Raw genomic sequence first — 12,194 nt, forward strand, 5'->3', positions numbered from 1 at the left:
CGTTCGCATCTGCGGGCGCCTTTCCGCGTATTCTCCAAAAGCACATGAATCCAGACGCCATCCAGCCACTGACACCTCGTACCCGAGCCAGGTTTTCATCCTCCTTCTGGTGGCTGTGCCTCTCCGTGCTGGCGGTCTGTGGCGCCATGGTGCCGGTTCTGGCGCTTGTCTCCCAGGCTTTGCAGGGGTCCGAAGGCCTCTGGGCGCATCTCGGCTCGACCGTTCTCTTGACGGCTCTGCCGGATACGGCGGTCCTTCTCGCCGGCGTCGGGCTGCTGGCCGGCATCGTCGGCACCTATGCCGCCTGGCTGGTTACTGCCTATGATTTTCCCGGGCGTAGACTATTGGAGTGGGCACTGCTGCTGCCGCTGGCCATGCCCACCTATATCGTTGCCTATGCCTATCTGGATATCCTGCATCCCATCGGGCCCGTGCAGGGGGCGATCCGCTGGCTGCTCGGTTATTCCAGCCCACGCGAATTCCGCCTGCCGGACATAAGGTCGATGACGGGCTGCATCATTCTCCTCGGCTTCGTGCTGTTTCCCTATGTTTATATTCCCGTGCGCGCCATGTTCCTGACGCAGGCGGGCAACCTGCTGGAAGCGGCCCGCACGCTCGGCGTTTCAAGACGCGCCGCGTTTTTCAAGGTCGCGGTGCCGCTCGCGCGCCCGGCGATCGCGGTCGGTATCAGCCTTGCCTTGATGGAAGCGCTGAACGACATCGGCGCATCGGAATTCCTCGGCGTCCGCACCCTCACCGTTTCCGTCTACACTACATGGGTCACGAAATCCGACCTTCCGGGTGCGGCGCAGATCGCGCTTTCCATGCTGTTCATCGTTGTCGCCCTCGTGGCGCTCGAGCGCTGGGCGCGGCGCAAGCAACGTTATGCGGTCTCCGCGCAGAAAAGCAGGGAGCTGGAGCCGCTGCGGCTCACCGGCCTGAAGGGCTGGGGCGCCTTCTTACTCGGCAGTCTGCCGGTCCTGATCGGCTTCGTGGCACCCGCGAGCTATCTCGTCATCGAGGCATGGAAACGGTTCCGTTTCAGCGGCCTGTCGGCCCGTTTTGCCGATGAGGCCCTGAACACCATCCTCTTTGCCGGGTTGGCGACGGTGATCACGCTTGTCCTCGGCCTTGCTGTCGCCTATGCCATGCGCCTTGCACCGGGACGTCTCGCGCTCTGGTCCTATCGTCTTTCGACAGTGGGTTATGCTGCCCCCGGCACGGTCATCGCCATCGGGGTACTGATTGCACTCGGCGGTTTCGACCGGTTTGTCGACCAGACCATGCGTTATTTGTTCGGCATTTCTACCGGCCTCATCTTCATCGGCAGCGGTGCCGCGCTGATCTATGCCTATTCTGCGCGTTTCCTCACCATCGCCGCCGGCGGCGTGGATGCCGGCCTCAGCCGCATCCCGCAATCCTTCGATCACGCCGCACGAACGCTCGGGCGATCTGCGACGCAGACATTCCGCCAGATTCACTTGCCGCTTTCCAAGGCGTCGCTTGCGGCGGCGGGGCTGCTGATCTTTGTCGATTGCGTCAAGGAGCTTCCCGCTACGCTTCTCCTGCGGCCGCTCAACTTCGAAACCTTCGCAACTCATCTTTATGGCGAAGCGGCGCGCGGCACCTATGAAGAGGCGTCTATCGCAGCCCTGGCAATTGTCGTCATCGGCATGCTTCCCGTGGTGCTGCTTGCGAGGATCGGCCGGCGTAAGGGCTGACATCGAAGCTTAGCCCGATAAATGACGGGCGCAAAACTGTGCGAGAAGCCAATAAGCTTCAAATCCGCCCCGAAAACGACAAGCATCCCGCCTTAATCCTGATGTAAACACTCATCTTAATTGAGGTGCTGCGGCCTGTCGGATAGGGACATCGACCGCGATCTGTTTCGGGGCATATCTTGAAAAATTTGCATGGGATGTTTTTGAGCCGTCTGGCTTTGGGCACGGCCGCCATTGTTTTGCTGGCGCCAGCGATGGGCCACGCGCAGGACACGACCGTTCTGCAGCAGATTACCGTTGAAGGGCAGGGCGCGGAAAACGCGACTGGCCCGGTCCGAGGGTATGTCGCGAAGAAAAGCGCCACCGGTTCGAAAACCGAGACGGAAACCAAGGATATTCCGCAATCCGTATCGGTCGTCGGCCGCCAGGAAATGAACGACCGCGGCGCGGTGACGAAAATCGATGAAGTGCTGCGTTACACCCCCGGTGTGACGGCGGAACCCTTCGGCACGGACCCGGACACGGACTGGATTTATATTCGCGGTTTTCAGGCAACCCAGACCGGCGTGTTTCTGGATGGTCTGAACCTGTTCAGCTACGGTTTCGGCGGTTTCCAGATGGATGCCTACGGCCTGGAGCGCGTGGAAATTCTCAAAGGCCCCGCCTCGGTGCTCTACGGCGGCGCCAATCCCGGCGGCATCGTGCAGATGGTCCGCAAGCGCACGCAGGATGAGCCGGTGCGGGAAACGGAAATCGGCATCAATAATTTCGGCAATGCCTTCTTCGGCTTCGATCTCGGCGACAAGGTCGATGGTGAAGGCGTGTGGAAATACCGCGTCACCGGCAAGGTCTCCGGTGGCGACAATTACACCGACTATTCCGAGGATTTGCGCGGCTTCATCATGCCGCAGATTACCTTCGAGCCGGATGCGCAGACCAGCGCCACGCTCTACGGCTATTTCTCGGCGCTCGATCAGGTTCATATCGGCAACGGCTTCCTGCCCTATGTCGGCACGGTCGTGGATGCGCCTTTCGGCAAGCTCGACCGCAAGGCCTTTTATGGTGAGCCGAATATCGACAATGGCCGTGTGTACCAGTCCATGGTCGGTTACGACGTCAGCCATGAATTCGACAATGGCTGGAAGATCAGCCAGAACGCCCGTTACGGCCACCTTTACAAGCACGAGACCGGACCCTATGCGGGCGGCTGGGCCAACACGGACGCCAACGGCCAGCCGATCCTCGACGCCACCACCAACGACTATATGCTGACCCGTTTCGGTTACGATGGCGTGTCCAAAGTCGACAGCTTCGGCGTGGATAACCGCGTTGAAGGCCAATTCGATACCGGCGCGGTCAATCATTCGCTGCTCTTCGGCCTCGACTATAAATATTACCGGCTGGATCAGGTGCAGGCCTGCTGCGGATCGAATGCAATCGGTGCGCTCAACCCGGTCTATGGCTCCACGCAGGGAACAAACTTCGTTTATGCCGACAATATCGTGACCCAGCAGCAGATCGGCATCTATGCCCAGGATCAGCTGCGTTTCGGCGACGGCTGGCTGGTCACGCTGAACGGCCGTTACGATTATGTCGATACGGAGCTGAACAACAGGCTGCCAGCTGGCGCATCCCGCCGCTCCAATGACGATGCGCTGAGCGGGCGCGCCGGCCTCGCCTATGAATTCGACAATGGCCTGACGCCCTATGTCTCGGCTGCTACCTTCTTCAATCCGCTCATCGATACGCTTGCAGATGGCACATCCGCCGTACCGGAGGAGGGACACCAGTTCGAGGCCGGCATCAAATATGAGCCGACCTTCTTCGATGGCAGCATCACCGCCTCTGTCTTCAAGCTGGTCAAGGACAACGCCATCGTGTCCTATACGGCGGGCGGCGTAACCACGAGCGGCCAGTTCGGGCAGGTGGAATCCACCGGCTTCGAGCTGGAGGCCAAGGCCAATCTCAGTGAGAACTGGAAGACCATTGCGTCCTATTCCTATACCGATCTCGATATCACCAAGGATGCCAATCCCAACCTGATCGGCAAATCACCATGGATCGTGCCCGCCCACACCGCCTCGCTGTGGCTGGACTACGCCTTTACCAATGATGCGCTGGAAGGCCTAAGCCTCGGCGGCGGTGTGCGTTATCAGGGCAAATCCTGGGCGGATGCAACCAATACGCTGCGCGTGCCGGATGCAGCCGTCTTCGACGCCGCAATCCGTTATGAGAAGAACGACTGGACCGCGTCCATCAACGTCGCCAATGTCTTCGACAAGGAATATGTCAAGAGCTGCGCCGGGGTCTCCGTCTGCGGCTGGGGTGACAGCCGCACCATCACCTTCAAGTTTTCCAAGAAGTGGTGATGGGCGGCCAGAGGCCGTAGTTGCAGGAAAATTGGTTTGCCACTATAAACATGAATAGATTTATCATGTTTATAGTGGCGCCATGGCGCCTTGCGGGATCGAGAGGCCATGGCTTTCCGCGTGCGGATGGAAAATGAGATCGAGGGCTTTGCCGTCATCGGCGGTCCGCGCTCCAGGGTGTGGAACGGCATTGTCGCCGATCTCTGGGACGTGCGCTGCGCCCCGAAGGCGGGTGGCCGTTATGTCGGCAAGGATCCGCGTTTCGTTTTTCTGCTGGATATGGATGGGACGGATGACGGCCGGTTCATGATGAACCGATGCCGCCGCGATAACTACGGGTCGTCAAAAGCGAACCGGATTTCCTTCGTTCCCGCCGATCTGGACGTTCATGCTGAACTGAGCAACGTCTCCTTCGTGCGCCATCTCGATTTGCATTTTGATGCGGGATTGCTGGGCGCCCGGCTGGTGCAGGGCTTCGATCCGCACGGGCTGCTAGACCCGCATCTGATGTTCGAGGATGAGCGCCTGTTGGCGCTGGCGCGGCTGATTGCTGCCGAATGCGATAATCCCGATCCGCTGCACGACCTCTATGGCGAAAGCCTCGTGCTCGCGCTGCTCACGGATTTCCTGAAAGTGAAACGGGAACCGGTCAAGAAACGCAGCAAGCTCGCCGCCTGGCAATTAAGGGCGGCCACAGACTATATCCGCGAACATTGCCTGCGGTCGATCCGTCTGGAGGAACTGGCGGAACTCACCAACCTCTCGCAATCCCATTTCAGCCATGCCTTCAAGGCCTCCACCGGCGTGCCCCCCCACCAGTGGCAGATGCAGGCGCGCATTGATCACGTCAAGGAACTGATGATGCGGACCGACATGGCGTTGACCGATATCGCCATCGCTGCCGGTTTTTCCGATCAGGCGCATTTCTCCCGGGTCTTTCGCAAGATGGTCGGCGTTTCCCCTTCCGTCTGGCAGAAGATCCGTCAGTAGGCACGGATTTCGTTCCATTTTCCTTCAAAAAAATACCCAGCGAGGCGCCTGAAACGCGGCGGAACGAATTGTCCGTCGCGGGGTTTACCAGACGTGACCTCAAAGAGGAAAAACAAGGAGGAAAGGCACATGATGCATCAGGAACCCCGCGCCGGACAGGACCCCTATGTCAAGGATACGCCGAGCCTGATCGCCAGCGACAAGGTGGAAGGCACCCGTGTTTATGGCGCTGATGGCAAGCATATCGGCTCGATCCAGCGCATCATTCTGGAAAAACGCGGCGGCCGCGTCGCCTATGCGGTGTTGAGCTTCGGTGGTTTTCTCGGAATAGGCGACGACTATTATCCGCTGCCTTGGGAAAAGCTGCATTATGACGAGGAACTCGACGGCTACCGTATCGATCTTACCAAGGAAGAGATTGAAAACGCGCCGCACTTCGCCAATCTGGATGATGACGACCTGCTGAACGCCAGGGATCGCAGGGTCTACGACTATTACGGCGTCGCCCCGTATTGGATGTAAAATCTGTCAAAAGGCGCTTCCGGCTGTTCTATCGCCGGAAGCGTCGCACATAAAGGAACGGCTCCTTTTCAGGAGCCGTTTTTCGTTTGGCGCATCAATGCGTGTTGTTCTGCATCTCGGAAACTGCATCGGTAAAGCACTTGCGTGCCTCTTCGGGCGATTTGCGTCCGTCAAGAGCGGCGCGGCAGGCGCTTCGCGCTCTTACGAAGCTCAACCCCCCGATTTTGGGCCAGCCTTCGGTCAACAATGTCAGTGCTTCGAAGGGGCCGGCGATGACACTCTTGCCATTCGCCTCAAGATTGACCTCGACAGGTTCTGTCCATCTCTCGTTCTTCATCGTGCACCTCCCAGAGCAACGCGATCCCGAAATACACCCGACAGCGAAGCAACCCATGAACGCAGTCGTGTGTCACTGCCGCTTAGGATATGCGCAAGCGATCGAATTGACAACGGGGATCAACGGAAGCCAAAAAACGACAGGATCGCCAGAACGATAACGACGAGGCCTACGATGTAGATGATCTGGTTCATGATTTTCTCCTTGGCTGGTGTCATCACCATAACGTGAGGGAGAAGACGAGGTTCCAGCAGCCAGTGAGAATTTAATCACGTACTAAAATGTTGCGAGCATCCCATCGTCGATAAAAGGCGAATGTCACCTGCGCAGGATTACCCAGATGGCATGAATGATGCCCGGAACATAACCGCACAGCGTCAGAAGAATGTTGAGCCAGAAATGCAGGCCGAGCCCGACCTGGAGAAAGACGCCGACGGGCGGGAGGATGATGGCGATCAGGATACGGATGACGTCCACGGTGAGTGCTTTCAAGTTAACCAAGACTAGACAATCAACGTAAATGGAGCCCGGTTGGTTTCAACGCTCTGATGATGACGAATACCTTCCTTCAGCTGGCAACCGAAAGCCGCCAATTCTGAGGGGGCCACTCCCCGCGTGATGCATCAGGCGAGCGGGCTCAGCACCATTCAGCCCTCGTTCATGCGTGCCGCATCACTCTTGGCTCACGGAACCGAGGACACAGACAGACGTTGAAGTCCGTCATTGGGAGATGAGATCATGAAAATTCTAACCGCAGCAATCTGCTTCCTATCGGTTGGCATCCTGAGCGGATGCGTTGACGATGGCGGTTACCGCACAGGCGGGTATTACTCGTCCGGCGTCTATTATCGATCTTATGATCGAGACAGATATTACCGGGATTACGACCGCCGGAACTGGCGACAACACAGAGAGTGGCGGGATCGCAGGGATTGGCGCGGTGACTATCGTCACCGCCCGCGCCCACCGTCTTACGGTCAATATGGTGTGATTGTTCGTTAACGGCGGCGTTCTTATCGCGCCGGTCTGCGCGGCCCGCCATGGGGCGATTTCCGACAGCGCGTCTATTTATATAATCGGCCGGGCAATCTTGAATGCGAAAAATGGTGCCGCTTACGTGACTCGAACACGTGACCCCGTCATTACGAATGACGTGCTCTACCAACTGAGCTAAAGCGGCCCGATTGTGACCCGCTTGTTGCGGATCAGCTTCATGGCGGGCTGATACAGGCAATGCTCACTGATTTCAAGCCTTGAATGTGCCGGTTTTGAAATTTCCGCAAAAAGCTTTGCCTGTCCATTGTTTGCCGGTGACTTCAGCCTTTCCCGCAGATGCGTTTCTTGGCCGTTTCATATTCATTCGCGAGACGATCGACGAGATCGGCCACCGGTTCCACTGCCTTGACTGCGCCGACGCCTTGCCCCGCGCCCCAGATGTCCTTCCAGGCCTTGGCGCCGCCGGTGGCGGTTTCGAAGTCCATCTTCGAGGGATCGGCTTCGGGCAGGTTGTCGGGGTCCATGCCGGAGGCGACAATCGAGCTTTTCAGGTAGTTTCCGTGTACGCCCGTGAAATAGTTCGAATAAACGATATCCTTCGCCTGCGCTTCCACGATCGCCCGCTTGTAACCTTCGGAAGCGCGCGCTTCCTCGGTGGCGATGAAGGGGGAGCCGATATAGGCCATGTCAGCGCCCATGGCCTGCGCGGCGAGAATGGAGCCGCCATTGGCGATGGCGCCGGCCAGCAGCAGCGGGCCATCGAACCATTCGCGGATTTCCTGAACGAGTGCGAAGGGCGAAAGCGTGCCCGCATGTCCGCCCGCCCCGGCCGCGACCGCAATCAGCCCATCCGCGCCCTTGCGGATGGCGGAGCGGGCATGGCGATCGTTGATGACGTCATGCAGCACGATGCCGCCATAGGAATGCACGGCGGCATTGACCTCCGGCACCGCGCCAAGCGAAGAAATCACCACCGGCACCTTGTATTTTACGCAAAGGCCAAGATCGTGCTCCAGCCGGCGATTGGACATGTGCACGATCTGGTTGACCGCGAAGGGTGCTGCCGGGCGCTCGGGATTGGCACGGTTGTGCGCGTCGAGTTCCTCGGTGATCATCGCCAGCCACTCGTCGAGCTGGCTTTCGGGCCGCGCGTTGAGCGCCGGGAAAGCGCCGATGACACCGGCCTTGCATTGCGCCAGCGTCAGTTGCGGATGTGAAATAATGAATAGCGGTGATGCTATGACCGGAAGACGCAGATTGTCTTTCAGCACGGACGGTAGCATGTCTCCTCCCACGAATTACGTTTACGCGCACGTAACTCAATATCGCGTTCGGGAGCGGATTGAAAGCGAAAACAGCGTGGCATTTGCATCTCGAATCTGCGTTCGTAGCGCCACAATGGATCGATTTTCCTGAAAGCAATCCGGTCTTTATCATAAACGAAGCTTGCGGAGGGGCGGTATAGCCGTTACCGAATCGTGAACCCATGGCGCAGCGCCGCATATTTTTTTTGCAAAGCGTAATAGAACAAGGATCGGTCGTGAGCGGACTGGAAACGGCAATCAGAAATGCTCTGGAAAAATCGGACAGATCGAACGCCGAAGTTCGTGCACGGATTTACCAATCGTCCCGTCAGGCACTGGAAGCAGGCCTGCGCAAGCAGGGCATAGACGATCCACAGGTCGTCGCCCAGCAGCGGCAGCGGCTTGAAGGCCTGATCCACCAGATCGAGAATGAAGAGCGCAACAGTCTTCTGGACAGGGTGGAGCAGCAATTGCGCCCGCCAGCAGCGGAAAGTCCGGCACAGGATGATCACGCGGTCGATCCCGTTTCGCAGACGCCTCACCACGGCGATTTGGGTGTTGAGCCGGAACTGCGTGGTGAAACGCGCGATGTGCGGCCGGGTGCCGCCGTCGCTCCGGCGCCGCTGAATGCGGGCCAGCGCAATGGAAAGCCGCCGAAGAGAGGCTCCCGCGCCAGCGATTCCTCGCTTGCCTTCCGTCCGGAAGGCGCGGTTGGCCGCCGCAAGCGCCGGGGGCTTTTTGCCCGCCTTTTTATCTACGTGACGCTTCTGGCCTTTATCGGTTTTGGCGCCTGGTGGGTTTATTCTTCCGGCCTCCTGCTGTCGCCGGAACAACGTGATACCAGCGTACCCAATCCGCCGGCGCAGGTGCAGTCGGAGGACTTCAACGGGACGGAGCCTGCGCCGAGCCTTTCGGCTGGCCGCGGTTTTTCCGACGACTGGGTTGAGGTCTTCAACGCCGAGCGTGGCAGTTCCGGCGTTTCGGCCGGCCAGCGCGCCAATGTCGAAAACATCGCCACACCCGCCGGCAAGGCTATAAAGATAACCTCGAGAAGTGTGGCGCAGGATGGCGCCGTCAGCGTCGAGGTTCCGGTGGAGGTGATGCGGGATATGGCGGGCAAGTCCTCGACCATATCGATCACGCTGCAATCCTCCAGCGACCGGCAGACCCAGGTTTCCGTCGCCTGCGATTTCGCAACCCTTGGCGATTGCTCCCGCCACCGCTTCACCGCCACGGCCGAGCGCGCGGACATGCTGCTGAACACGACATTCGAACGATCTCTCGCCCCCAATGCGCCGGGGAAGATCTTCATCAACAGCGATATCGATGGCAGCGCCCGCCCGGTCAATCTTTATTCCGTGCGCATTCTGCCGGGCCAGTAATGGAAAAACGACAGGCGCCTCGAGTGGCGGCGCCTGTCATGGCCTTCCGGTCTCACTTGAGAAAAGCCGGGCCTGATCCCAATATCTTGTCGTCGATTTCGCCGATCGCCTTCTCGTCCTTGCCCTCATAGTCGAGCGCAAGAAGAATGTGGCGGATGAGGTTCACCCGCGCGCGGCGCTTGTCGTTGGCGCGCACCACTGTCCAGGGGGCGGCATCGGTGTGGGTCTTTTCCAGCATCTCGTCGCGCTTTTGCGTGTAGTCGTCCCATTTCGTCAGCGCGGCTATGTCCATATCCGAAAGCTTCCAGCATTTCAGCGGGCTGTGGCGACGGTCATGGAAGCGCTCGATCTGCGTTTCGCGTCCGATGTCGAGCCAGAATTTGAAAAGATTGATGTCTTCATGGGCCAGCATCTTTTCCAGACGCGGCGTTTCCTTGAGGAAGAGCTTGTGTTCTTCCGGCGTGCAGAACCCCATGACCGGCTCGACCCCGGCGCGGTTATACCATGAGCGGTCGAAGAGAACGAATTCGCCGGCGGTCGGAAAATGCGAGATGTAGCGCTGGAAATACCATTGGCCGCGCTCGGTTTCCGTCGGTTTGGTCAGCGCCACCACGCGGGCATAACGGGGGTTTAGATAGGCCCGGGCCGCGAAGATCGCACCGCCCTTGCCCGCGGCGTCGCGGCCTTCGAAAACCGCCATGACCCTTTTGCCGGTCGCCTGCAGCCAGAACTGAACCTTGACCAGTTCCACCTGCAGCGCCTCGAGAGCGGTGTCGTAATCTTCCCGCTTCATCTTCTTGTCGTAGGGAAAATTGCCGGCGGAAAGTTTCTTTTCCTCAACCCATTCAGGAAGAACCGGATCGTCGATGTCGAAGCTGCGCAGTTTGCCGCCAATGGTGATCTCGACTGCCCGCTTCTTCGTTTCTTCGCCCATGGGTTCCTCCAGTTGTTGTTGTGTAAAGGCAACTCGCCGCCAATGAGTTCACATCCATTGCCGGAATTCAAGTGAAACAGGACCGGTTGAGCGGGATGCGGCGGCGGGAGCGATTGCCGCGTCGATTTTGCGCATATACGTTGTGGAAAATGCGCGATGATGAATCTCTGTCATGAAGCTGGCCTATGAGATTTCGATGCGCTGTCAGATGAGAATGGAAAGAGCAGGCTGAAATGGCAGTCATGAAAGGCGAGGGTGGATTAAGGCTTTTGGGAAGGAAGCTCGGCCGGAACTGGTTGCCCGTTCTCATCGTCAGCATGCTCGCCATCGTGGCCGTTGCGGAGCTCCATACGCCCTATATGCCCGCCGCCCTGTGGCTTTGCGCGGTCATTGCCATCCTGGCCGTTGCGGAGGGCCCGGCGGCCGCCTCCGCAAAGGACGGAGCTGCGGAGGCGGAGACGGATGAGCCGGAAGTGCCCGGCGAAAACGTCATTTCCGGCGTAAGGGCGGGTCTTGCGGTTCTGGATACTCCCGTTTTCATTCTCGACAAGAACGCCAGTGTACTGTTTCAGAACGGCGCGGCCGAGCGCGCCTTCGGCCAGCTGCTTGCCGGTGCACATATTTCCGCCCGGCTGCGCTCTCCCGGCCTGCTGGATGTCATTCGCGAAACCATCACCACCGGCCAGCCCAACCAGGTCGAACATTCGGAGCGCTTTCCTTCCGAACGGGTCTTCATCGTCCGCATCGCCCGGGCGGATGTGGGAGAGGGGGCAGGTCCGCCATTCTACATCCTGTCGTTCCGCGACGTTTCAGAGCTTCGCCGTATCGACCGCATGCGCAGCGACTTCGTCGCCAATGCGAGCCATGAACTGCGCACCCCGCTCGCCTCGCTCCGCGGTTTCATCGAAACCATGCAGGGGCCGGCGCGCAATGACCCCAAGGCGCAGGAGCGTTTCCTCGCCATCATGCTGGATCAGGCAACCCGCATGAGCAGGCTTGTGGACGATCTCATGTCCCTTTCGCGGCTGGAACTGCGTGCAAACATCGCGCCGGACCAGAAGGTCGATCTCGTTCCCGTCATCGGCCACGTGCGCGATACGCTGCTGCCGCTTGCCGACGAGCTTGATGTGACCATCACGCTGCACCTGCCGGACCGGCCGGCGGAGGTGCAGGGGGATCGCGACGAGCTGGTGCAGGTGTTCCAGAACCTCGTTGAAAATGCTTGCAAATACGGCCAGGAAGGCAAGGTCGTGGATGTCTGGCTGCGCGCCGAACCCGGCAAGCCGGTGGAGGTGAGTGTCATCGACAAGGGGCCGGGCATTCCCGCCGAACATGTGCCGCGCCTGACGGAGCGTTTTTATCGCGTCAGCGTTGCCGACAGCCGCTCGAAAAAGGGCACGGGCCTCGGGCTTGCCATCGTCAAGCACATCCTCACTCGCCACCGCGCCCGCCTCATCATTAAATCGGAATTGGGCAACGGCACGGACTTCACCGTGAGATTCTGACATAAAATATGCATCTGCTTTTAATGCTGTGAATATTTATAAATTAAATCAGTGATTTAGATTGTCACAAATCTTTCGTCAAAGTGACATAAAAGGATGTGGCTACGGTGGTTAAGAAAAGGTCGCCGAGCGCA

Annotated in this window: 11 protein-coding genes and 1 tRNA gene; 7 read left to right on the top strand and 5 right to left on the bottom strand. The window is 59.0% G+C overall.

Annotated features, from left to right (window positions below):
• Positions 1-44: 44 nt before the first annotated feature.
• The 4 genes from WDZ78_RS15000 to WDZ78_RS15015 all read left to right on the top strand — a co-directional run bounded on the left by WDZ78_RS15000 (position 45) and on the right by WDZ78_RS15015 (position 5,602).
• On the top strand, positions 45-1,721 hold the full coding sequence (locus WDZ78_RS15000) for an ABC transporter permease (RefSeq protein ID WP_425673458.1): 1,677 nt from the start codon (positions 45-47) through the stop codon (positions 1,719-1,721).
• 179 nt (positions 1,722-1,900) lie between these two features.
• Positions 1,901-4,090, top strand: a complete 2,190-nt coding sequence (locus WDZ78_RS15005) for a TonB-dependent siderophore receptor (protein ID WP_425673459.1) — start codon at positions 1,901-1,903, stop codon at positions 4,088-4,090.
• Positions 4,091-4,198: 108 nt separating this feature from the next.
• Complete coding sequence (locus tag WDZ78_RS15010) at positions 4,199-5,080, top strand: helix-turn-helix transcriptional regulator (RefSeq protein WP_425673460.1); 882 nt, start codon at positions 4,199-4,201, stop codon at positions 5,078-5,080.
• 129 nt (positions 5,081-5,209) lie between these two features.
• A complete protein-coding gene (locus tag WDZ78_RS15015) occupies positions 5,210-5,602 on the top strand; it encodes a PRC-barrel domain-containing protein (protein ID WP_425673461.1) in 393 nt (130 codons plus the stop codon).
• Between the two features lie 94 nt (positions 5,603-5,696).
• Here the strand turns inward: WDZ78_RS15015 and WDZ78_RS15020 are convergent, their stop codons facing one another.
• A complete protein-coding gene (locus WDZ78_RS15020) occupies positions 5,697-5,939 on the bottom strand; it encodes a DUF982 domain-containing protein (RefSeq protein WP_003503584.1) in 243 nt (80 codons plus the stop codon).
• A 318-nt stretch (positions 5,940-6,257) separates the two neighbouring features.
• On the bottom strand, positions 6,258-6,416 hold the full coding sequence (locus WDZ78_RS15025) for a YqaE/Pmp3 family membrane protein (protein WP_020811433.1): 159 nt from the start codon (positions 6,414-6,416) through the stop codon (positions 6,258-6,260).
• Positions 6,417-6,741: 325 nt separating this feature from the next.
• Between WDZ78_RS15025 and WDZ78_RS15030 the strand changes: the two genes are divergently transcribed.
• Positions 6,742-6,930, top strand: coding sequence for a hypothetical protein (locus WDZ78_RS15030; protein ID WP_162692525.1), 189 nt, complete (start codon positions 6,742-6,744; stop codon positions 6,928-6,930).
• Between the two features lie 113 nt (positions 6,931-7,043).
• Here WDZ78_RS15030 and WDZ78_RS15035 read toward each other — a convergent pair.
• Positions 7,044-7,119: transfer RNA gene (locus WDZ78_RS15035), tRNA-Thr, on the bottom strand.
• Between the two features lie 136 nt (positions 7,120-7,255).
• Positions 7,256-8,218 (bottom strand): NAD(P)H-dependent flavin oxidoreductase, encoded by a 963-nt coding sequence (locus WDZ78_RS15040; RefSeq protein WP_425673462.1) that lies wholly within the window; start codon positions 8,216-8,218, stop codon positions 7,256-7,258.
• 257 nt (positions 8,219-8,475) lie between these two features.
• Between WDZ78_RS15040 and WDZ78_RS15045 the strand changes: the two genes are divergently transcribed.
• Positions 8,476-9,621 carry a hypothetical protein gene (locus WDZ78_RS15045; protein WP_425673463.1) on the top strand — a complete coding sequence of 382 codons (1,146 nt, stop codon included), beginning with the start codon at positions 8,476-8,478 and terminating at the stop codon, positions 9,619-9,621.
• Positions 9,622-9,673: 52 nt separating this feature from the next.
• On the opposite strand, the gene ppk2 is transcribed toward WDZ78_RS15045, so the two are convergent.
• Positions 9,674-10,555 carry a polyphosphate kinase 2 gene (gene ppk2, locus WDZ78_RS15050; RefSeq protein WP_020010997.1) on the bottom strand — a complete coding sequence of 294 codons (882 nt, stop codon included), beginning with the start codon at positions 10,553-10,555 and terminating at the stop codon, positions 9,674-9,676.
• A gap of 242 nt (positions 10,556-10,797) precedes the next feature.
• Here ppk2 and phoR point away from each other — a divergent pair, with 242 nt between their 5' ends.
• Positions 10,798-12,060 carry a phosphate regulon sensor histidine kinase PhoR gene (gene phoR, locus WDZ78_RS15055; protein WP_425673484.1) on the top strand — a complete coding sequence of 421 codons (1,263 nt, stop codon included), beginning with the start codon at positions 10,798-10,800 and terminating at the stop codon, positions 12,058-12,060.
• Positions 12,061-12,194 lie beyond the last annotated feature (134 nt).

Origin of the sequence: Agrobacterium sp. M50-1, from assembly GCF_049843495.1 — a bacterium.
GTDB lineage: Bacteria > Pseudomonadota > Alphaproteobacteria > Rhizobiales > Rhizobiaceae > Agrobacterium > Agrobacterium radiobacter.

Excerpts from the sequence above, each read along its gene's own strand:
- WDZ78_RS15015 (WP_425673461.1), top strand. The coding sequence starts at position 5,210 with ATGATGCATCAGGAACCCCGCGCCGGACAGGACCCCTATGTCAAGGAT.
- WDZ78_RS15030 (WP_162692525.1), top strand. The coding sequence starts at position 6,742 with ATGGCGGTTACCGCACAGGCGGGTATTACTCGTCCGGCGTCTATTATC.
- WDZ78_RS15010 (WP_425673460.1), top strand. The coding sequence starts at position 4,199 with ATGGCTTTCCGCGTGCGGATGGAAAATGAGATCGAGGGCTTTGCCGTC.
- ppk2 (WP_020010997.1), bottom strand. The coding sequence starts at position 10,555 with ATGGGCGAAGAAACGAAGAAGCGGGCAGTCGAGATCACCATTGGCGGC.
- phoR (WP_425673484.1), top strand. The coding sequence starts at position 10,798 with ATGAAAGGCGAGGGTGGATTAAGGCTTTTGGGAAGGAAGCTCGGCCGG.
- WDZ78_RS15000 (WP_425673458.1), top strand. The coding sequence starts at position 45 with ATGAATCCAGACGCCATCCAGCCACTGACACCTCGTACCCGAGCCAGG.
- WDZ78_RS15020 (WP_003503584.1), bottom strand. The coding sequence starts at position 5,939 with ATGAAGAACGAGAGATGGACAGAACCTGTCGAGGTCAATCTTGAGGCG.
- WDZ78_RS15040 (WP_425673462.1), bottom strand. The coding sequence starts at position 8,218 with ATGCTACCGTCCGTGCTGAAAGACAATCTGCGTCTTCCGGTCATAGCA.